This window comes from Psychrobacter glacincola, assembly GCF_904846215.1.
Classification (GTDB): Bacteria; Pseudomonadota; Gammaproteobacteria; order Pseudomonadales; family Moraxellaceae; genus Psychrobacter; species Psychrobacter glacincola.
In genome coordinates this window covers 32538-55190 of sequence record NZ_CAJGZK010000019.1, presented here as the reverse complement: position 1 = coordinate 55190, position 22653 = coordinate 32538, and the positions used below count along the sequence as shown (strand labels likewise).

The window sequence follows — 22653 nt, the reverse complement described above, 5'->3', positions numbered from 1 at the left end:
AAATGGTAAACACTAGGACGTGACGTGAATACTCAATCAAATGAGATCAATCAAACTCAGGTACAGGGCTATGACTGGGCAGAAGGCTTTAAAAAAAGCTTACCAGTCGCCATGGGTTATTTGCCAGCGGGCATTGCCTTTGGTGTGCTTGCACAAGTTGCTGGTATACCAGTATGGGCAACGATTATGCTCAGTCTGGTGTTGTATGCGGGTGCCGCTCAATATGCCTGCCTACCGATGCTGAGTGCTGGATTACCGATTGGTAGTATCGCGACCAACATCGCCGCCATTAACTTACGTCATGTATTTTATGGCATGCCGTTATTACAATATCTACCAAAAAACAAAATAGCCAAAACCTATTGCTTATTTGCTCTCACCGATGAGACTTTTTCGGTGATGACCAGTTTACCTAATGAATCGAGGCAAGCATTGATAGTGCCCATAAGCTTATTCAACCAAGGCTGGTGGGTACTGGCGAGTGCGATTGGCGTTTTAATTGGCAGCGCTTTAAGCGACTTAGTGCCACATTTAGATTTTGCCTTGGTGTGTTTATTTGCGATTTTGGCGTATGAACAATTTCAAAGCATCAAACGTTACTTCCCTATTGTTATCGCGGTCATTGCTTTAGTCATCGCCTCATTTTTTACCAGTAACTGGTTATTATTGGTAGCGATTACGATTTGTATGCTGATGATTTTAGTCCGTGGATTTTGGGTGCAGCACAGTGTGCAAGGAGGCAGTAATGAGTAGTAGTTATCTGATTTTTGCAACGTTCGCGATGGCAGCAGTGACTTTTATTACCCGTGCCCTACCCGCCTTAATACCTAAAAAAATATTGGATACGCCTTGGCTGCATCGATTAAATGAAAGCTTACCGTTATCGGTCATGGTACTGCTTATTTTGACCAGCTTGTCTTATCAAGATTTATCACAAAGTACCGGTATCAATAGTGCGGAGATGCATTTACTAATGGCACAAATAGGCGCGTTATTATTGGTATTGTTTGTCTATCATATCAGCCGTCAATTACTGGTCAGCATGGTGGTCGGTATCGCCGCGATTAATAGCTTTTTATGGTTATTTAATGCTTTTTTAATTTAAAAAATCACTCTTAGAATTATATATTTCGACAATAAATTTGATAGCAAAAAGGCTGAACTCATTGAGAATCCAGCCTTTTTTTACTTACTTTATTTTAAGATATTAAGTAATTTAAAGTTCTTCTACACCCATCATATCGACTGGCGTATCTGCAACGATTTGCATCCCTTTCTTACCTATTTTAGCCGTTTCACTACGTTGCTCTTGTAGATGATCAAGATAAGCCTCGTTGATTTGACCGGTGATATAGCAGCCATTGAATACCGCACAATCAAAGCCTTCAACTTTGCTATGCTTGGTATCTTTTACCGCTTCAATCAAATCGTCCAAATCTTGGAAGATTAAACGATCAGCGCCAATAATTTCTCGCACCTCTTCAACGCTATGCCCTGACGCGATCAGCTCACTACGTACTGGCATATCAATACCATAAACGTTTGGATACTTAACCGGCGGCGCTGCACTGGCAAAGAATACTTTGCGAGCGCCTGCATCGCGTGCCATTTGGATAATCTCGTGGCAGGTCGTACCGCGAACGATAGAGTCATCAACCAAGAGTACGTTTTTACCTTTAAACTCTAATGGCACTGCACTGAGCTTTTGACGTACTGACTTTTTGCGCTGCTGCTGACCTGGCATAATAAAGGTACGACCGATATAGCGGTTTTTCATAAACCCTTCACGGTACTTGATATTCATCTTCAGCGCCAGCTCCATCGCTGAGGTGCGCGAGGTATCTGGAATAGGAATGACCACATCGATATCATGATCTTCACCCCATTCAGCAAGAATTTTATCAGCCAATTTTTCGCCCATACGTAAGCGCGATTTGTAGACAGAAATATTATCCATAATCGAATCTGGACGGGCAAAATAAACGTATTCAAAAATACATGGCGTGTATTCTTTTTGCTCAACACACTGATGCGTATGCAGTTTATGGTCTAAGTCAATAAAGATAGCCTCACCGGGCTTAACATCACGGACAATACTAAAACCTGAACCTGTTAGCGCAACTGATTCTGATGCCACCATGTATTCTGTACCGCCATTGGCAGCCATACGCTTACCAAAGATAAGCGGACGAATGCCGTTCGGATCACGAAATGCGAGCAACCCATGACCGGTAATGAGTGCAACAACACCGTAAGCGCCTTCAACACGACCATAAACGGCGGTGACTGCTTCAAAGATATCAGCAGGTGTTGGATGGGTTTTGCCTAGATTTTGCATCTCATGCGCAAGCACATTGAGCAACACTTCAGAATCTGAGTCAGTATTTAAATGGCGGCGATCTTCTTGATAAAGCGATTTTGCTAAGCCCTCAGCATTGGTCAAGTTACCATTATGTGCCAGCGTGATACCGTAAGGCGAATTGACATAAAAGGGCTGCGCTTCAGCACTGCTAGAGGTTCCAGCAGTGGGATAACGTACATGTCCGATACCAAACTTACCGACCAGCTTTAACATATGGCGATTCATAAAGACGTCACGTACCATGCCGTTTTCTTTACGTAGATATAAACGTCCATCCTGTAAAGTCACAATACCTGCCGCATCTTGCCCGCGGTGCTGCAACATGGTTAAGGCATCATACAAAATTTGATTGACCGGCTCATGAGCTGCGACCCCAACGACTCCACACATAGTTGTATCCTATTTTGAATTTGAAACACATATTAAAAACACAATAACGGCATCACTACTGACAGAATCGCTTTAGTTTATGATTTGTCACATGCCGCCAAGCTGATGATGTTTGCTGAGATTACAATCTTATTGAGAAGAAAATTATCTATAAGACAAACGGTTGATGGTTGAGTTAATAGTTGACCATTAATAATTGATGGGTGAGATTTTACGAATATGAGATGCGGCCGGATAGCTTTTTATTCAACCTTTATGACTGATTGACTTGATCCCAAGCCATCCCAAACATATCTGAAACCAAGGCTTTGCCAACGGGCGCATAAGGTAATAGCTCAGGTGCCAGTACTGATGTCTGCCATTGCGGCATTTGTACCAATAGTGGCGCACTAATACTCAGGACAACCAGCACCATCAGCACGTTTTTAGCAGCGCCTAATATGCCACCTGCCATCTTATCAAGCACACCCAAACGCAAAGTTTTTAGCACACCTGAAAAGACAAAAGCCACCAAATGCATGATAGCCAATATAGCAATGACCACCAGTAAAAAAGCACTTGCCATCTGTAATACAGGGTTTTGCACAATACCTGATAACTGCGGAGCCACAGAAGCTGCCAACCTGCTCGCTGCAATAAGCGCAATAAACCAACCAACCAGACCAACTGCCGTCTTAATCAAGCCCACTTGAAAGCCGCGCCATAAGCCAATCAAAACCACAACAGCAATGACAATGTCTAAACCACTCATATTTACCGCCTCGTTACTTTACATCTGCCGTGTCAAACGCTGGATTAAGTATTGAATGAAAAGCCATTATATTCTTAATTGAATTCGCTTCGCTTAACCTTCCATAGCATCATAATAGCCGCCAATAGATTGAATGCAAGACTGCACAAGTCCAGGACCGCGATAGATAAGCCCCGAATAAAGCTGAACCAACTCTGCGCCTGCTTCAATCTTTTTGACCGCTTTAGCGCCACTGTCGATACCGCCCACACCAATTAACGCCACTTTACCATTCAGCTGATCAGAGAATTGTTGTAAAATTTGGGTGCTAATGTGGCTGACAGGGCGACCTGATAGCCCGCCTGCTTGTTCGCCATCAGGTAAATCTTCGACACCAACTCGGCTCAAAGTAGTATTGGTCGCAATCAAACCATCAATCTCAAAATCCAGCAGCTGCTGAGAGATATAATCTACCTGTAGCGGATCTAAGTCAGGCGCAACTTTCAATACCAGCGGCACATAAAAGCCATATTCTGTCGCCAACTGACTGTGACGATTTTTGATCGCATCTAATAGATGGGTTAACGCCTCTCCGCTTTGCAAGTCACGTAAGTTTTTAGTATTTGGTGAGGAGATATTAACAGTGACATAAGAGGCATGCGGGTAAACACGCTCTAAGCAGTAAACATAATCATCAGCCGCCTGCTCAACTGGCGTCGCAGCATTTTTGCCGATATTAATACCGATGTTGCCTTTATACTTACAGCGCTTCACGTTTTCAATCAGATAATCAACCCCTTCATTATTAAAACCCATACGGTTAATAATGGCATCTGCTTGCTTAAGTCGAAACAGGCGCGGTCTATCATTACCAGCTTGTGGCTTTGGCGTGACCGTACCCACTTCTATAAAGCCAAAACCAAGCTCAGCTAAGGCGTCAATATAATCGCCGTTTTTATCCAGTCCGGCAGCGAGCCCAACAGGGTTAGAAAACTGCAAACCCATGCAATCCGTTGGCTGCATAGATTGACCATAGACCAAACCTAAAACACGCGCTTTATGAGCTTTATCCAATAACGATAAAGTCATTTCGTGCGCGTGTTCAGGGTCCATATTAAACAAAAAAGGGCGAAGTAAGGCATAAGACATAGTAATGACAGACCTTGCTTGAAAGTGAAAATAAATAAAAAAACCAATGTGGTCAAGCGCAGCGATTATATCAGCTTAGTAGAAATAAGACCAAAGTTTCATCAGCCAATTTTACTATAGAGAATATATAGTGAATTCAGTATTAAAACGATAACGATACAGCGGGACTGGAATAAATTTTACGCAGCCTCTGTCGGCGTAGACACAGCACGCCAGAAAAATTTATTCCAGTCCCGCGTTGCAATATAGCGTATCTATTTTATTTGGAATCGACTATAGATAGCTACTCTCTACAATAAGATGTAGCTCAATTATTAAGGGACAGGTCGACTATCAGCCAAAGCGATCCAACCACGCACGATACGGTATAAATGCCAAATAAAGGTAACGCCCATAATGATAAAACCAAGACTGGCTAGTAATACTGAACCAACAGCGATATTGCCACTGTCTGCCATCATACTAACGCCAAAGCTACCAAGGGCAAAGGTGATGATGCCGATGCCAACGACGAACCACACAATACTGTACCAAAACGTTTTAATCTGCCAGTCAAAATGCGTGGCAAGCCATGTGCCATCAGCTTCACGACGTTTGGCATAATTCATAAAAATAGGCACAATCCACAGCAAACCGGCAGTAAAATAACTGAGTATATATAATAAATAGGTGATGTGGTTATAAGTTGCTAAAGCGCTGCGCTGATTATTATTATTCATATTATTACCCATAGCGTTGTTTATCTGATCACCAGTTGCGGCATATTATGCTTATCGTACAATCCCATACGCAGATGGGGCGTTATTTTTTAACGTGAATCATTTGTTATAGCTGGTTTATGGTGTCTAAGAAGCACTTTTTCAATAAGGTCGGCTGTACAAGTATGTTTGTTAGCATAAAAGCTATTGGCTACTTTTGAGTAAAATTCATCCCAATGCCCTTGCCACTTTATGATGAGGTAACGGTAGCCTGAACCTGAATCGCTTTAGTGAGCAAATCTTGCTGCATAGACAGCTGAGTGAATTGCCAGCCTTGCTGTTCGAGCTTACCAAGGGCAGCACTCACCACTGCTTGACTCGGATTGTTAAAGCTTAGTTGTACCGTATCACCATTAGCAATCACTTGCGCATCTACAATACCTGAGTTAGTTAGCAGCGCGTTGACACTACTAGCAGCAGGTATCACCTCTGCACCATCAGCAGTATTGGCAGCCGCTAACGCATTACTATCGATATTGCCTGCTTGAGCACGCAACCAAAAATAATCAGCAACCTGCTCTTGGTACTCGCTTTTGCTATTATTGGCTGCCTGATGAATACTATAACCGCCATAACCGCCAATAAATAACAGTAAAAAAGCAGACAGTAATAGTAAGGCCAACTGGTCACGGGAAGACAATGCTTGCCAGCGTATAAATAGCAGGTTTTGATAGCCTGTCATTCGCACTGATAATGCACTTGTCTGCAGCATCGTTGTGCTACGTTTGGTACGGCGCTGTAGTATTTTCATCATTACCCTTTATTGCCGACATTGCTGTTATTGTCTACGATACTGACCGTTACTTGACCGCTAAACTGCCCTTGCTCATTGCCAGTCACTTGCTCTAGTTTTGCCGTTAGACCTTGCGCGACAAGTGTGGCAGTAAACTGATCAAGACTGCCGCGATCAGGAGCAATCAACGTAAAGCTAAGTGCCGAAGGCTGCATAACCAATGCTTGCGCCTTTAATGACGACTGTTTAATCAAAGGGGATATACGCGAAAGCACTGCCATGTGTGACGCCGGTGCTTGGCTATCGCTGCGCAATTTTGGTTGCAGTTGAACTTGTAGTTTGGTGCGTGTGCTAAGTGGCTCATTTGGAAACCAAGACCGATATTGTGTGGCAATCTCAGTCTTAGTCGCAGCCGTTGCCTCATTATATTGATACCACTGCACCGCATCGGTCGCCATCTGCAATACCAGTGCCGATAGCGCCACCATCAACGCCACACGAAGATAAGGCGACAACTGCGAATCTGCTGACTTAACGAAAAAGTTCAGCGCATGACGCTCAGGATTATCAAGGGGTTTTGGCGTCATCGCTAGTGTGGTGAGTAACAGTTGATGCTCCGCTATCATCTCCGCTGTAATAGCAGTAAAGGTGCCTGCTGATATACTAGGTTGTTCGACCTCAGTTAGAGTAGCAAACTCATTATCAGTCGTAATGACATCAGTAGCATTAGCATCAGTAGCAATGGCATCAGAAACGTCGCTGGTAACGTAAACAGCGTTATCAATGGCAGGTACTATCAAGACCTCGCTTAAATGCGGAAAACGCTCAAAGATTAACGGTAAATAGCTGACTGCCATCCCTTGATACAAGGATTGGCGAAGCAACACCGTTTCTTTGTCTTGATATAGGGTGATTTGCTGTCCAGCCCCTTCTTCTGGTAGTGGCAACAATAGAAAATCAGGCAGCAAGGCGACGATGTTCATGCCAGCAAGCTTTGCGCTCTGTTGCCATAACTCGATATCACTTTGTGCCAGCGCATATAGATGGTGCGTGTTGTTATGACTCATTTGCCGAATGGCTAATTGCTCAACAGGCGTTAAAGACGTCTCTTCAAACAAGTACTGTTTGCCACTACTGCCCAACTGCTTAAGCTGAGTGCTATTTAACTCCGTATCGACCTGTAACATATGAGTAGATGGGAAATAAAGACAAATGGCTTTTTGGCTATTTGCTTTATAGCGACTATAGGTATCCTGTAGCTGCTGCCAACCATCGACGAATTGCCAGTGTCGACTGTCTTCATGCCAGACTGCTAGTGGACTGTGCTGCGCTCTTAACCAAACATGTAACACCAAATGTGTCCTCAATTATTAAAGCCATAATATCAAAGCTAGCGTTTAGCTAAAATGCAGATAGTCTATGAGCATCGATAGTAGCGCTATTATTAACCATCAATAATCACTTAGGTTAATAATAATCACTTAGGTTAATAAGGCTGATCCGGTACAAAGCGCGCAATCTCGCGTGCCATACCTGCCATCACAAAATCCATCTCAAACACCCGTGCTTCTGCTAAAGAAAAAGACTCAGGATAGTCGTTGGTCAGTAACCCTGCAATATAAGCAATAATAGACATATGACAAACCACCACCAGACACTCGGCTTCAATATCAGCAATCTCATTTAACGCTTGACGCGCCTCATCAGACGGCGTGAGATTGTCTTGTATGCTCGCTGGCACATTAGGCAATCGCGCCTGTAGTTCTGCCAGTGTCTGCTGCGCTCTCACGTAAGGGCTGACCAAGAAATAATCCGGATGATAGTGGTTGCTGATATATTCTGCCGTTTGCTTTGCTTGCTGCTGACCAAAATCTGTCAGCTGGCGGGCGCTATCAGGACGCGTCTCGTCTTCTGCTTGACCATGGCGCATCAAAATAATTTTCATAAGATATCAGCCTTTTTTATTATTGTTATATCACCAATGCAAAATATAAGTAACTTTCTTTTAGTGACACGCTATTGCTATTGCGCCAATATGCGATAACAACCTCTTACTATTTATTACCCTACTTACTGTTATCATCTTTTGCCTGATTGTTTGCGCTTTGCATTTGCGCGGTCAGTGCAGCATTGCTATGGTCATGCTCCATGACAAATTCAACATCACTACGGAAACCTGCTTCCATCAAATGCAAAGCAACACCAAGCGCTGCTTTGTCTTCATAAATAACGGCATGTAGCGCATGAGTAATAGGCATATAGATGCCTTCTTTGGTGGCTTTTTCGTGTACTTGCTGAATGGTATTCACCCCTTCAGCGGTTTGTCCCAATTTTTTGACCGCCGCGTCAATCGTCATACCGCGACCAAGCATATTACCGATGCGATAGTTACGACTTAACTCCGAGCTACAAGTAGCATATAAATCCCCCACACCTGATAGCCCTAAAAAGGTCAACGGATTGGCACCAGCGTGGACACCAAAGCGACTCATCTCTGCCAAGCCGCGGGTCAATATCATCGCTTTGGTATTTTCACCAACCTCGTAAGCGGCCGCCATACCCATGGCAATGGCATAAATATTCTTTAGCGCACCGCCAAGCTCAACGCCGCGGATATCGTCACTAGCAAACACTCTAAAGAACGCACTGTGTAAAGCCGCTTGTACGGCATGACGGAGTGGCTCAGATTCGCTGGCGATTACCGTGGCAGACGGCATGTTTTTCATGATTTCTATAGCAAGATTCGGACCCGACATAACCCCAAAATTCACTTCAGGTAGCTCGTCTTTGATGATGTCACTCATTAAGGCAAAGGTGTCTTTTTCCATCCCTTTGGTCAAAGAAACAATAGATTGCCCACTAATAAAAGGGGCAATACTTTTAAGCGTTTCACGAAATGCCAATCCCGGTACGGCAATGAAGATAATATCCGTATCTTTGACGGCGGCTTGCAAATCGTGACTGTATTTTAGGCGGTCATCAAGCTTATGACCTGGCAGGTATTTTTTATTCATCTGCGATTTTGCCATCGCTTTAACCGTACGCTTGTTGCGTACCCACAGCGTGGTATCGCAGCCATTACGCGCCGCTAAGTTTGCCATTGCCGTACCAAAGCTGCCACCGCCTAATACCACCAAACGTATCTTAGTTGGATTATTATGAATCTCTGCCATGTTTTTTGCCACGGCAGATTCCACCGGATTTGGATTTAACTTTTTACGCCCAATGCCAGATTTGGTGGCACGTTCAATGATACCAGACAACAATTTATTTTGTTTTTCAGCCATTTTTTGCTCAGCTTGAGTACTGTCTACATTGGTATCTGTGCTTTTGTCATTAGCGCTTGTCATATGCTTTATCCGTATTGACTGACTTTGTGATAAATTGATTTATGCTGAGTATACAGTGAGCGCAGCAAAATGTATGAACAATTATTTGTACAAACTAGCAGTATTCTTTACGCTACTCGCTCTGCCAAATAACCGTTTTCGTTAAGTCATTACTTAGCTATGCTCTTGGTTGCCCACTATATTACGCAATAAAGACTTTTATTGCTCAAAGCGCATCAATGGTTGAATATCAATTGGCTTACGCGTTGGCATATCACAAGGACTGCTGCCGGTATAAACAAAAGCCGTGACATAATCATCTGCGCCCACATCGAAATACGCTTTAACAGCAGGCTCATTACAGAGTAACCCAGTACGCCAAACCGTGCTAAAACCCTGTGCTTTTAGCGCTAAAATAAGGTTCTGCACCGCCGCACCCGCACTGAGCATCTGCTCAAAGGGCGGCACTTTTTTATGCGCTTGCATCTGTGTGACGACAGTAATAATAACGGGTGCACGTAATGGCATGTTATACGTTTTTTGTCGGTCTTTTTCAGACAGAGTCTCGCCCTCAGCTGCCGCTTGGGCTTCAGTTGCTGCCAAAAAGGCGCGGCCCAATTCATGACGAGCATTACCCTGTGTGACGATAAAGCGCCACGGTTGTAGCTTCTTATGATCCGGAGCGGTTACTGCGCAATCGATAGCGGCTTTTATTTGGCTTTCTGTCGGCGCAGGGATACTCAGATTACCGATACTGCGCCTCGATTTGATCCAATTGATCAGTTGTTCATCGGTCACTTGTGAGTTGGTTACTATCGGGCTTTCGGTATTGTTTGGCTCATCGTTTTTATGGTTATGACTCTTTTTAGAGGTACTCATGGTCTATCCTTATTCATTATTACATAACAACTGGTTTTTACTATTTTAGGATCGAATACAAGCTATGCTGCATCCGAATCTTCAGTACGATGCTCCATTTTTAGATAATCTTCTGATTGCATCTCAAGCAGGCGCGAACGGGTACGCTCAATCTCAAACGCCAGTTTTTGTCCTTGATATAGCTCAAGAATCGGCTGCTGCGCGCGCACCAGTAATTTGACACGGCGATCATAAAACTCATCAACCAGATAAATAAAGCGCCGTGTGGGGTCACGCAAATCATCATCTAAGGCTGGTACTGCATTGATTAGTACAGTGCTGAACTGCTTGGCAATTTCGATAAAGTCTGATGCCGACCGCGGCTCCATACATAAATGACGGAAATCGCAGAATAAAATATCATCGGTACGCGCATTAATCCTGATTTCACGACCATTGACAGTGATAGGCTCATTGCTGAATTTTTGATTATTAGACAAGCTGGCAAAACGGTTGGCAAGCCAGTGATGATTGGCCTTGGTCATGGGCGACTCGTATAGCTCCGCTTGTTGCAGTACACGCAAGCGATAATCAATACCAGAGTCTATATTCATAACGCTGGTATGATTCTCAACTTCAGCGATAGCCGGCATAAAACGATCACGATGCAAACCATCTTTATAGAGTCCTGATGGCTCAATATTTGACGTCGCCACCAAGGTAATACCGCGATTAAACAGCATGGTGAATAAATCACCTAAAATCATGGCATCAGAGACATTAGAGACAAAAAACTCATCGAAACAGATAATCACTGCTTCAGCATAGATGATATCAGCGACTTTTTCTAACGGATCGCTCTCGCCGTGCAGCTTATGTAACTCTTGATGTACCCGCTGCATAAAATGATGAAAATGTTGGCGCATCTTGCGCTCAATGGTCAATGAATCATAAAACATGTCCATCATCCATGTTTTACCACGTCCTACCCCGCCCCACATATACAAACCTTTGGGTGCAACAGGCTTTGCTTTCAAAAAACTAAAAAAGCCTTTTTTTTGTACCGCGCTATCATTAAGCTGATGGTAAAGACCATCTAAGTAGCTCATCGCCAGATATTGCTGCTCATCACGAGTAAACTCGTCCGTGCTGATGGCTTGCTCATAACGCTGTAAGGGAGATAAACTCATAATACGACTCATCATTAAACGAAATAAATATCAGAATAAAGTGTTGATACCGACAATCATTACTAACTTATGATTTTTACACTGAGATAGTAGTAACTGGTTTATCAGAATGGCTTATCGCGATCATTCTTTAGGTTAACACAGCTTAAGGTCGTACAAATAATCTGTTAAATCTATCAAAATAGTTGAATGCTGCTTAGTTAAAAGCTAGCTTGATCAGATTGAGACTTATCAAGCACTTTCTCGCTGATACTATGTATCGCCGTTATACGTATGCTGCTCCAAAAGCTTTTTCAGCTCAGACAAGCGCCCATGAAAAAAGTGCCCAGCACCATCAACGATACTGACATCGATCCCTAAGCGCTCCGCAAAATCTTGCATATTGCTTGGGTCGATGACCTCATCTGCATTACCATAAATCTCAAAGGTTTTATCAGCGGGTAAATCTATATCACTGCTGTCATTTTTTTCAACTGATGGAGCAATCAGAGCAATCTTTGATATCTCAAAATCATCCAGTCCCCATATGTGCGGCGACACCAGCACTTGCTCAGCCACTCGCGCCGTCACATAACCGCCAAAGGAGAAGCCACCAAGCCACAATTTTCGTGCAGAAGTTTGCTCAGCAATCCATTGTAGCACGGTCATTGCATCGACTACTTCCCCATCAGCATAATCATGCTCCCCAGTCGACTGCCCTACACCGCGAAAGTTAAAACGGACCACGTGCATACCATTGTCACGAGCAAAGCGGTACATGGTCGTCACCACTTTATTATTCATCGTGCCATCGAACAACGGATTGGGATGACAAAGCAGCGCCACAGTATCCGTATTTGGGTCATTAGGATTGTCTTGTTGCCACAGCGCGTCAACTTCTAACACGCCAGCAGGAGCGGGAATCAATTGCATATAATACTTATTTATTAAGGATGAATAATTCAATTATCCTAGATATGGTTTATATTTCAAGTGATTTGCTGTGTATTGCCACCATCTATTAGATTTTGTATGCTTAATGATAGAAAACTGTCAGCAAAATATAGTAGACAGACATTGGTTATGACTTTTGGGCAAACTCGACCTCTATGACCCTTGACCTCTATGACCCTCTATCGCGGTAGGTAATACAAGCGCAATATCGAACACAATAACCGCCTAGACACTCAATACTTGAATAGGGTAAATTCATCGATTGATAAAAGTTTTAACGTATCTATCTGTCACTTTTAGGTTCACGCTTTCATTTTTAATTTATTGTCATTAGGAATCATTTATGAAGACTTTTAATAAAACCGCCACTTTAGCGGCAACTTTAGTCGCAGCACTTGCGTTAAGCGCCTGTCAATCAACGCCTTCCTCACCAGTTATCCAGCGTGCCAACTCTCTTTATGAGACGACCGGTATCGCTAAGACTAAAGTAGAAGCTCAGAAAAATGCACTGGATAGCGCTAAGAATACTTGCCGAAGCAAACAAGTCATTATCGTTGAGGACCAAGTGAAATATAATGGCATTTTAAATGAGAGTACAGGGCGTATGATTGGTCAAGCGACTGCCGTTCTCGGCACCATCCTTGGTACGGGCTCACCGAATTTATCACGTGATGATGACTATGAATACATGATCAGTTTCCGCTGTCAGTAAGTTATGGCGTAAAGCTGCAATTATATAGTTAAAATATCTCAAAAACGCTACAGTGCTGCTGGTATAAATTTTTTGTAGCCTCTGTCTGCGTAGGCACATCTGAGTAGGCACAGCAAGCAAGAAAAATTAATATCAGCAGTACTTGATGTATCTATATTACTTTTCCCTGACTATAGATAGGCAGTGTATTGACGACAATCTAGAGCCAATAAGCTTGCGATAAAGATACAATATCAATCGCTGCTTGTTGGCTTTGCTTTTTGTGCAGAGCCTTTTGGGTTAAACTACCCTATCTTGTCTTTTACGTCACCTAGCCGGTCTCTAAGTCCTCATTATCTTTGGTCTACTATTATGCGCAAACCCAACCTGTCAAATATTAAACAAGCGAGCACTGAAAAATCTAAGGTATTAGCGCCTGCCAAAGATTTAGCGACCTTGGAGGCGGAGTTGGCAGAGCAAGAAAACAGTCTAGAGGGCAACTTAGAAGATACCGTCCTGCGACTTAGTGATTACTTATCAGCGGTCGATATGGTGATCAAGCAAACCTTTAATCACCGTGTTTGGGTCAAAGCTGAGATTCGAAATTTATCCAGCAAAGGTGGGCACTATTACTTTGAGTTAGCGGAAAAAGATGACGACGGTAAAGTCATTGCCAGCTGCCGTGGCAATCTATGGCGCTTTAAAGCCGCGCGCGTCTTAGCCAAGTTTGAGCGGGCGACGGGTATGCCACTGGATCGTGATTTAACGGTTTTATTAAAAGTATCGGCAGGCTTCCACGCTCAATATGGCTTCTCGCTCACGATTGAGGATATTGACCCCAGCTATACCTTAGGCGATTTGGCGCGTCAATATGCTGAAATGGTCGACCGCTTGGCAGGTGAAGGACTATTGCACCTGAATCAGCAGCTGCCGATACCGTTTGATATCGAGCATGTATTGGTCATCGCGCCTGAAAAAGCCGCAGGGCTAGGCGATTTTCAAGCTGATGCCGATAGACTCGCTAGTACAGGCGCTTGTCATTTCCATTATCATAACGCCACTTTTCAAGGCAATCATGCCCCCGCAGAAATACGCCAAGCCATCATCAGTGCCCAGCAGCAGTTTGAAGCTACCTATCAGCGTCTACCAGATTTGTTAGTGATTATTCGTGGTGGCGGCGCTGTCGGTGACTTGGCTTATCTTAACGATTATGAGCTTGCCGCTTTGGTTGCTGAACAGCCTATCCCTGTTTGGGTTGGGATTGGTCATGAGCGTGACAAAGTTATCTTAGATGAGGTGGCTCATACTAGCTTTGATACGCCATCAAAAGTCATTGCGGCTATCATGGCACATTTAGCACAGCTGGTCACTCAGACACTGCAATATCAAGCGCAAATCAAACAAGCGTCTCAGCGTCAATTAAATAGCGCTGAACAACAAACTGCGCGCCAATTGAGCCAAATACAGTCACAAACCATTGGTCAATTAACGGCGCTACAAAAAGACAGTGCTTATGCATGGCGTAGTATTCAGCAAAGTACTCAGCGCCAAGTAAAGCAAGCTGCAAGGCAAACAAGCGAGCTGCGCACACAAATTCAAGCCTTTGCCTATCAACAGTTCACAGTAGCTGCTAACGGCTGTGAAAAAAACAAAAAAGCGATCATGCAAAGTGCTCAGCAACAAGTGATACAAGCGCAGCGCGACAGCGCACATCTGCGTGATATCGTACTTTTGCATCGACCGTCTCACGTACTGAAGCAAGGTTATAGTATGCTGACTGATGAACAAGACAAACAAATACTGACCAGTAGTCATCAGCTGCATCCTCAGCAAACCGTTCATATCGTCTTAAAAGACGGTAAAGCAAAAGCGCAGATTATTGATGTTAATATTAATGAGAAAACCATAGCATCGGCAGACGTTTCGACCTAACACCATAATATAGTTAAAATGCCCTAAAAACGCTACGGTATCGATATTACTTTTCACTAACTATGATATTGCACAATTACTTAGCTACTTACTTTCACTTTAGATATTAGGAAACCTTATGAGCACCCCTACTCGCAAACGCAAAAAAGCCGCCCCAAAAACTTTTAAGGCGGCTTATGATATTTTAAAAACCAATGCGGCGCAATTGCAGCAACAAGATGAACCTGATATTGATAATCTAATGACCACCGTTGAAGAGTCGATTGCCGCTTATCGTATTTGCGAGACTCGTATCAAGGCGGTACAACAAGCATTAGATGCCGCCTTTGCTGAAGAAGATAAAACCGAAAACACCCACAGCTAAGCTATTTTTCTACTCTGGCTCATCGACGTCAAACACTTGGCGCAGATAGGCAAGATAGGTGTCATTATTGATCATCGTCTTGCCTGGGCTATCAGACAGCTTAGCGACTGGCTGACCGTTACATTCAACCAGTTTTAGGACAATATTTAACGGTGTAATGCCCATGTCATTGGTGAGATTGGTGCCAATACCAAAGCTGGTTTTGATTTGACCTTTAAAATACTGATGCAAATCCCACGCCTTATTCAGATCTAAGCCATCACTAAAGGTCAATACCTTGGTTCTTGGGTCTATTTTTAGCTTTTTATAATGGGCAATCGCCTTATCACCCCAAAGATACGGGTCGCCGCTATCATGGCGCAGACCATCAAAGAGCTTGGCAAAGTACAAGTCAAAATCGCGTAAAAACGCATCCATGCCAACGACATCGGTCAGCGCAATACCCAAATCACCGCGATACTCGTGTACCCAAGCCTCAAGCGCCGCTTTTTGTGAATCACGTAGGCGCACATCCAATGCTTGAAATGCCTGCATAAACTCATGTGCCATCGTACCAATTGGGGTCATGCCAAGCTTTTTTGCCAAATATACGTTGGACGTGCCGCCCACTATATTTGGCTCAGCTTTGTGCAAAGTCTCAACCACATGGGCTTGCCAGTCTTTATTAAACCGTCTACGTGTACCAAAATCAGCGACGATAAAAGGTGGAATATCATGGCTGTTGCCTGCTTGTTCGGCAGCATAACGATGCAATAATTCAACCTTTTTATCTAAGCGGCGCTGCCCCTCTTCAAGCACACTAGCATCCGTTAATGCTTTGAAATATAGCTCATTGACAATGGCTAATACAAATACTTCGAAGAACATCGCCTGAATCATCGGACCTTCGATATCGATAAATAGACGACCTTTGTCATCGGTAGTCACCGTGATAAAACGACGTTTTAACTTAAATAACTCCAAGTAATCAACGAAATCTGACCGCATAAAGCGCAAGCCACGCAGGTATTCTAATTCATCTTCTAAAAATCGCAATTCACATAAGCTGTCTAGTTGCTGCTCTAATTGCTCTTTGATATCAGCAAGTGAATAAGCGGCATCTTTATTATTACGGCAGCGAAAGCGATAGACACCATGGGTCTGCGGAAACTGATGTAGCATGGCTTGCAGCATGGTAAATTTGTACAAGTCGTTATCAAGTAACGAGGTGATAATAGGCTCAAAAGTGGTAGAAGTATGGGTAACGGTCATGTTACAGCCTTAAATACAAAAATGAAAAATCGCTAAACGAAGCAAGCGACAAATAGGTGGACATAACGATATAGTCAATGAAAAGTAATATCGACACATTATGTACTGTTGGTATCAATTTTTCTTGCTTGCTGTGCCTACGCAGACAGAGGCTGCAAAAAATTTGTACCAACAGTACCGTAGCGTTTCTAGAGTATTTTGACTATATATATTACTGATAGATAAATCACAAGCGTTTGAGTATAACGAACTTTAGATTATTTTTCAGAGTTCACTATGGATTGCAGCAAAATTACTACGCTTCATAGCAGTATTCATCACATGATTAGCCGCCTATAGTCAGAGAAAAGTAATATCGATACATCAAGTACTGCTGATATTAATTTTTCTTGCTTGCTGTGCCTATGCAGACAGAGGCTGCAAAAAATTTATACCAGCAGCACTGTAGCGTTTTTGAGATATTTTAACTATATCACCTATAAAAAAGACGCTAGGAATATTCTTAACGTCTTTTTATAAAACTATTAAACCCTATTATTTACTAAAGTTTCGCAGGTTTGACCAGTTTGACCAATGGCGCATAGCCTGATTGCGGCATCACACTGACTGGAATAAATTGCAATGCGCCGCCATTGATACAGTAACGCAGACCGCCACGGTCTTTTGGACCATCAGGGAATACATGACCCAGATGCGAATCCGCCACTCGTGAACGAATCTCAGTACGTACCATATTAAATGCCGTATCGTCATGCTGAGTAATCACTTGCTTATCAATTGGCTTGGTAAAACTTGGCCAACCGCAGCCTGAGGCATATTTATCGGTTGATAAGAATAAAGGCTCACCGCTGACCACATCGACATACACACCGGGTGCAAACAGGTTGTCATATTCATGACTGAACGCCCGCTCAGTGCCTGCATCTTGAGTGATATCATATTGTGCTTTGGTCAAAGTGTTTTTCAGCGCGCCTTTATCAAACCCAGCATAACGTTTAGGATCCAACGTCTCAGCAACAGTAGTTACCGGTGCAAGCTTAGTACGTACCGTGTCTTCAGGCTTATCATCAGCAAGGCTTAAATCCACATGACAATAGCCATTTGGATTTTTCGCTAGATAATCTTGATGATACATCTCAGCTAAGTAGAAGTTGTCCAATATTTTGTTTTCAACGACTACCTTTTGCTTATATTGACTTTGCACACGCTTGATTGCGGCATCAACTACCGCTTTATCTGCTTTGTCCGTGTAATAAACGCCTGAACGATACTGTACACCGCGATCATTACCTTGCTTGTTTAAACTGGTTGGATCAACCACGCGGAAATAATACTTTAAAATCGTATCCAGATCCGTTTTATCAGCATCATAAGTGACTTTGACTGCTTCGGCATGCCCTGAGCCACGAATCACTTGCTCATAGCTTGGGTTGACTGTGTCGCCATTGGCATAACCTGATACAGCATCTACGACACCATCGACCCGTTCCATATAGGCTTCTACGCCCCAGAAACAGCCACCTGCTAGGTAGATTGAGCGGGTATTAATCGCTTTACCTTTGTCATTATAATAAACGCCATCTTTTTGCTTAATGGTTTCAATTTTACTGTTGTTATCCAATGTTTGCACATTTGCAGGCTTAGCACTGCCAGCTTTGAGTTCAGCAAAACCATTATCGGCATTCTCAGCGAGGGCATAGGCTTGCTCTGCTGACATATTACCTTTGACCAAATGTACCAAATTACCGTTTTTATCGAGTATGGCCCAACTTGGATAAACTTGCACGCCAAGCTTATTAATCAACTCGCCTGAGGCATCAATCAATACTGGCAGCTTAGGATAATCGGCTTGCACGCCAGCATACCAAGTGCTGAATTCGCCATCAGCTTTTTCATTCAGATGACCGGGGCTTGCCACAGTGACGACATTTAAACCAGAAAATTTAGGATCAGTGCGCCATTCTTCAGTTTCTGCTAGCGTCCCTAAGCATAGTGGGCACCAGCTCGCCCAAAACTTAACCAAGGTGGGTTTACTAGGGTCAATCACAGCAGCGCCATTTTTGCCCAAACCTTTAGTCAACTGCGGCAATGCTTGCATTGTTTTGAGCATATCGGATGGCAACATATCACGTGAGCTTTTCACGCCACTATTTTGCTTGCTTGTGCTACTACTGACGTTATTCTCTGCACTACTCATCTGCCCACAAGCGACCAATATACCGGCACTCAAGACCGTTGTGACGCCAAACGCACTGATATTCTTGAGCCAACGTGACGCAGCATGCGGTGAGGCTGTCGCTAAATCATTAGCGTTCTTATTTTCATGACTATTAGCGTTATAACTATTAGTGTCATGATTATTAGTGTCATGGTGGTTTTTTTTATGTGGCATGAGATATCCTTTTTACGAAGTCTTACGACCATAAGCTAAAGATTATAGGGCAGCTTATGCTCTTCTTGCGCTATTGAGTAAAGTGAATGAGTAAAGATTTTGAAGAGATAAACATACTGTAAAAGGGCGAGCTAGGCTTATTAAAAGTAATAAGGCAAAATCCTAACAGCACTAGAGGCGAGAGTTAAAACCTCATGCGGTATTTATACTTGCAGTGGCTGTATTTATAGAAGAGACACTGCTCTAAGCATTACTTCCATATTAGAGCATCTTAATAGTATATACCGATGATGGAGTTTTTTTTAATAGTAAAAGGCGCCCTGCTACACTTTTTTAACAGCATGGAAACAGTAGAGTGATAGATTACTTTAGCAAAAACCTACCTTTTAGAAAATAAGAACGATGACATAAGTCGCTATATAGTCAGTTCAAAATAAAAGCGATACGATTGTAATAACGTGCTATTGGCTATAATTTTTTCTGGCTTGCTGTTCGCAGGCATGACAGAGGCTGCAAAAAATTTATAGCCAATAGCACTGTATCGTTTTTAAAATGAATCGACTATATATACCTACTGCTTAGCACCTATAAATCTCGCGACATACTCATCAGCGGGATTATGACGTAAGTCGCTTGGCGTGCCTGTTTGCACCAAACGTCCACCATTCAAAATACTAATACGCTGACCTACCTTGATAGCTTCGTCAATATCATGGGTAATAAACACGATCGTCTTATTCAATCGTGCTTGTAGCTCTAATAACTGATCCTGTAGCTGAGCGCGAATCAAAGGATCGAGCGCCGAAAAGGCTTCATCCATGAGCAATATAGGATTGTCCATTGCCAAAGCACGTGCCAGCCCAACGCGCTGCTGCATACCGCCTGACAGCTCATCAGGATAGCTACGCTCTAGATTGGATAGACCAACTTCATTGAGCCAGTGCCGAGCCACCTCATGACGCTCCTTGAGACTCATTTTTCGCACCCGCAAGCCGTAGGCGACGTTTTGGATGACAGTCATATGAGGCACCAGACCAAAATGCTGAAACACCATACTGACCGTTTGCTGACGATAGTGCTGAAGCTCTTGATCATTGAGCGCTAAGATATTGATAGCAGAAGATGGTTTTCCTTTCTCTATCGGCAGTGCCTCTTTATCTGTAACCCCTGAGTTAAATGCTGTTTTGGTCACAGAGCCTTTAGCATTGATAGCCGTATCTACCCATATCTTACCGATACTTGGGTCAATCAAACGATTGATATGACGTATCAAGGTTGACTTGCCGGAGCCTGACAACCCCATGATACAATGCAGCTCACCCGCTTTGACCGCTAAGTTAATATCATAAAGTCCGACCGAGTAGCCGGTTTGTTCCTTTACCGCAATACTATCCATACCTTCAGCCAGCAATGCCAATGCTGTTTTTGCTTGCGCGTGACTGGCGTTATATATCTTACTGATACTTTCGAGCTGGATATGATTCATTGTCGTTCTCTTTGTTTTTATTTTTAGAATTGTTATTTATCAAAGTTGATTGATGTAGCCGAGTTATTTTAAAACCAACACAAGGCATCATTACGTCTGCACATAACTGCTAACCAATCGGGCGTCTACCAGCTTCAATAGTTTTTTGGCGCGCACGCTTGCCTTGCCCAAACGCTTGAGTGATGCGGTCAATGATAATCGCCACAATGACAATCGCCGTACCCGCTTGTAAGCCTTGACCAATATTGAGCGTTTGAATAGATTGCAATACGTCTTCGCCAAGACCTGGCGCCCCAATCATGGACGCCAATACCACCATAGAGAGCGACATCATGATAGCTTGATTTACCCCCGCCATGATACTGGGCAGTGCTTGTGGTAGCTTAATCCAAATAAGCAATTGCAGATGCGTACTGCCAAACGAGCGCCCTGCTTCCACCATCTCATGATTCACTTGAGTAATACCCAAGGTCGTCAGACGAATAAGCGGCGGTAATGCATAAATAATGGTGGCAAACAGCGCTGGCACTTTACCGATTCCAAACAGCATCAGTACCGGTATCAGATAGACAAAGCTTGGCATGGTTTGCATCACATCTAATATAGGCGTCACAACCTTACGCAATAGCTTACTTCCTGACATGGCAATGCCGATAGGAATACCAATAACTATCGTCACCCATACTGAAACGATGAGCAGTGCCAAGGTATCAATTAACGCGCCCCATAATCCAAATGCCCCAATCAAGAACAACCCAGCGCCGCATGCTAAAGCAAACCAAATCTTGCGTACAGCAAACCATGCCAATACCGTCACAAGTGCAATGATGAGCCATGGTGGAATAAGCGTTAATAAACGCTCAATAGGAAGCAATAAATACGTTAAGGCGACGGTACTAATAGCACGGAATACGTCGCCATAATTGCGAACGACACTGGCTAAGCTATCATTTAGTGGCGATTCAAGTGACCATGAAGGGAAAAAATTTGATGATAAACCTAATGAATTCTTACTAGATGCTGTTGTATCAGTCGCAATAGTAGCGCCTGTTAGACTAATACCTAACTTAGCCGCAAGATTCGTCGCCGCTTCATCGGATACCCATTCTTGCCACACATTCGGGTTTTCACGTAAAAACGCCAACGCTTGCTCTTCCCCGCTACGTTTGCTTTCACTCATCTCTAAGATAGCACCGTTTAGCTCAGCAGGGCTAAATTGGATTTTTTTGAAAACATCTGCAAGCTCAGGATTGGCATCGATAAATGGGGTAGATACTGCGATACCTAAAGGGGATACGGGGAATCCAGACACGCAATCAGCTGTGCCATCAGCGAGTAGTAAATCTTGCCAACAAGCGTCATCATGGGCAGGAAACTCTAATGCGGCAAAATCGTATTTTGCCATCAAACCTGTCGGCTGCCAGTAATAAAATAGGAGTGGCTTATGCTGCTCAAAAGCGGAAGCAATCTCAGCATCAAGGGCAGCACCTGTGCCAGGATGAGCATTATTAAAAACACTCTCCAAGCCCGTATTTTTAAGCAATCGCGTATTAAAAATCTCACAAGTCCAACCAGATGGACAGTTCATAAAGCGTGACTTACTGGGGTTTTCAGGGTCTTTAAACAGCTCAGCGTATTTAGGCAGGTCTTGATAACGGCGTAGACCCGGGTTTTCGTCCAGTACATATTGAGGAACATACCAACCTTGGGTTGCACCGCCCTTAAGCGTGTCACCAATGACAGCGACTTTATTCTGCTCAATAGCTTGTGTCATGATGGGCGAGCGCCCTACCCACTGCTCTCCAATGACTTGGATATCATCTTGCGACAATGCCGTTTCAAGTGCAGGACCTGCTCCTGGCACCTCCTCTACCTGACAGCCGTAGCCGCTCTCAATAATGTACTTTAAAACACCGCTTGTAAACTGACCACTCTCCCATGTCAATGCCCCAAATTTAATCGGCGATTGACACATTGGCACGGCAGCTGATACTGGCAACGACAGTAATAGCGAGCTTATGAGCAATAAGCTAAATGCAATCCATTGGCGCACGGCGTTATCCTATTTATTGTCTTTATTATGGAAATGGCTGTCTTTAACCTCA

Annotated in this window: 20 protein-coding genes; 5 read left to right on the top strand and 15 right to left on the bottom strand. The window is 43.5% G+C overall.

The features are described from left to right. The first annotated feature begins 24 nt into the window (after window positions 1-24). Window positions 25-753, top strand: a complete 729-nt coding sequence (locus tag JMW90_RS10725; RefSeq protein WP_201564041.1) for an AzlC family ABC transporter permease — start codon at window positions 25-27, stop codon at window positions 751-753. Beyond that, window positions 746-1105, top strand: a complete 360-nt coding sequence (locus JMW90_RS10720; RefSeq protein ID WP_201564039.1) for an AzlD domain-containing protein — start codon at window positions 746-748, stop codon at window positions 1103-1105. Before JMW90_RS10725 ends, JMW90_RS10720 begins: the two co-directional genes overlap by 8 nt. Window positions 1106-1216: 111 nt before the next feature. Here the strand turns inward: JMW90_RS10720 and purF are convergent, their stop codons facing one another. The 11 genes from purF to JMW90_RS10665 form a co-directional block, all read right to left on the bottom strand. Continuing rightward, entirely contained in the window at window positions 1217-2752 is a 1536-nt protein-coding gene (purF, locus tag JMW90_RS10715) for an amidophosphoribosyltransferase (RefSeq protein WP_201564037.1), read from the bottom strand. Between the two features lie 253 nt (window positions 2753-3005). After that, window positions 3006-3503 carry a CvpA family protein gene (locus tag JMW90_RS10710; RefSeq protein WP_201564035.1) on the bottom strand — a complete coding sequence of 166 codons (498 nt, stop codon included), beginning with the start codon at window positions 3501-3503 and terminating at the stop codon, window positions 3006-3008. 93 nt (window positions 3504-3596) lie between these two features. Beyond that, window positions 3597-4631 (bottom strand): quinone-dependent dihydroorotate dehydrogenase, encoded by a 1035-nt coding sequence (locus tag JMW90_RS10705; RefSeq protein ID WP_201564032.1) that lies wholly within the window; start codon window positions 4629-4631, stop codon window positions 3597-3599. A 314-nt stretch (window positions 4632-4945) separates the two neighbouring features. Further along, the gene (locus JMW90_RS10700; RefSeq protein ID WP_227691940.1) at window positions 4946-5350 is read right to left on the bottom strand and encodes a DUF4870 family protein; all 405 of its coding nucleotides are present in this window, start codon (window positions 5348-5350) and stop codon (window positions 4946-4948) included. A gap of 229 nt (window positions 5351-5579) precedes the next feature. Then, window positions 5580-6143 (bottom strand): type II secretion system protein GspM, encoded by a 564-nt coding sequence (gspM, locus tag JMW90_RS10695; RefSeq protein WP_227691939.1) that lies wholly within the window; start codon window positions 6141-6143, stop codon window positions 5580-5582. After that, a complete protein-coding gene (gene gspL, locus JMW90_RS10690; protein ID WP_201564028.1) occupies window positions 6143-7474 on the bottom strand; it encodes a type II secretion system protein GspL in 1332 nt (443 codons plus the stop codon). The genes gspM and gspL overlap by 1 nt, the downstream gene beginning before the upstream one ends. 134 nt (window positions 7475-7608) lie before the next feature. Further along, entirely contained in the window at window positions 7609-8067 is a 459-nt protein-coding gene (gene sixA, locus JMW90_RS10685; RefSeq protein WP_201564026.1) for a phosphohistidine phosphatase SixA, read from the bottom strand. Between the two features lie 121 nt (window positions 8068-8188). Beyond that, window positions 8189-9472, bottom strand: coding sequence for an NAD(P)H-dependent glycerol-3-phosphate dehydrogenase (locus JMW90_RS10680; protein WP_201564024.1), 1284 nt, complete (start codon window positions 9470-9472; stop codon window positions 8189-8191). A 198-nt stretch (window positions 9473-9670) separates the two neighbouring features. Further along, a complete protein-coding gene (locus JMW90_RS10675; protein ID WP_201564022.1) occupies window positions 9671-10330 on the bottom strand; it encodes a nitroreductase family protein in 660 nt (219 codons plus the stop codon). 62 nt (window positions 10331-10392) lie between these two features. After that, window positions 10393-11499: a cell division protein ZapE gene (zapE, locus tag JMW90_RS10670; protein WP_201564020.1), complete on the bottom strand. Its 1107-nt coding sequence runs from the start codon at window positions 11497-11499 to the stop codon at window positions 10393-10395. Between the two features lie 252 nt (window positions 11500-11751). Then, window positions 11752-12411 (bottom strand): alpha/beta hydrolase, encoded by a 660-nt coding sequence (locus tag JMW90_RS10665; RefSeq protein ID WP_201564018.1) that lies wholly within the window; start codon window positions 12409-12411, stop codon window positions 11752-11754. 364 nt (window positions 12412-12775) lie between these two features. Here JMW90_RS10665 and JMW90_RS10660 point away from each other — a divergent pair, with 364 nt between their 5' ends. The 3 genes from JMW90_RS10660 (at window position 12776) to xseB (ending at window position 15419) form a co-directional block, all read left to right on the top strand. Further along, on the top strand, window positions 12776-13144 hold the full coding sequence (locus JMW90_RS10660) for a hypothetical protein (RefSeq protein WP_201564016.1): 369 nt from the start codon (window positions 12776-12778) through the stop codon (window positions 13142-13144). 351 nt (window positions 13145-13495) lie between these two features. Next, the gene (gene xseA, locus JMW90_RS10655; RefSeq protein WP_201564014.1) at window positions 13496-15055 is read left to right on the top strand and encodes an exodeoxyribonuclease VII large subunit; all 1560 of its coding nucleotides are present in this window, start codon (window positions 13496-13498) and stop codon (window positions 15053-15055) included. Between the two features lie 118 nt (window positions 15056-15173). Further along, entirely contained in the window at window positions 15174-15419 is a 246-nt protein-coding gene (gene xseB / locus JMW90_RS10650) for an exodeoxyribonuclease VII small subunit (RefSeq protein WP_201564012.1), read from the top strand. Window positions 15420-15428: 9 nt separating this feature from the next. Here the strand turns inward: xseB and pncB are convergent, their stop codons facing one another. The 4 genes from pncB to JMW90_RS10630 form a co-directional block, all read right to left on the bottom strand. Next, a complete protein-coding gene (gene pncB, locus JMW90_RS10645) occupies window positions 15429-16670 on the bottom strand; it encodes a nicotinate phosphoribosyltransferase (RefSeq protein ID WP_201564010.1) in 1242 nt (413 codons plus the stop codon). Between the two features lie 541 nt (window positions 16671-17211). Beyond that, window positions 17212-19062 carry a bifunctional peptide-methionine (S)-S-oxide reductase MsrA/peptide-methionine (R)-S-oxide reductase MsrB gene (gene msrAB, locus JMW90_RS10640; RefSeq protein ID WP_201564008.1) on the bottom strand — a complete coding sequence of 617 codons (1851 nt, stop codon included), beginning with the start codon at window positions 19060-19062 and terminating at the stop codon, window positions 17212-17214. A gap of 571 nt (window positions 19063-19633) precedes the next feature. After that, window positions 19634-20548: an ATP-binding cassette domain-containing protein gene (locus JMW90_RS10635; protein ID WP_201564006.1), complete on the bottom strand. Its 915-nt coding sequence runs from the start codon at window positions 20546-20548 to the stop codon at window positions 19634-19636. Window positions 20549-20657: 109 nt separating this feature from the next. Then, a complete protein-coding gene (locus tag JMW90_RS10630) occupies window positions 20658-22601 on the bottom strand; it encodes a glycine betaine ABC transporter substrate-binding protein (protein WP_201564004.1) in 1944 nt (647 codons plus the stop codon). Window positions 22602-22653: the final 52 nt, after the last annotated feature.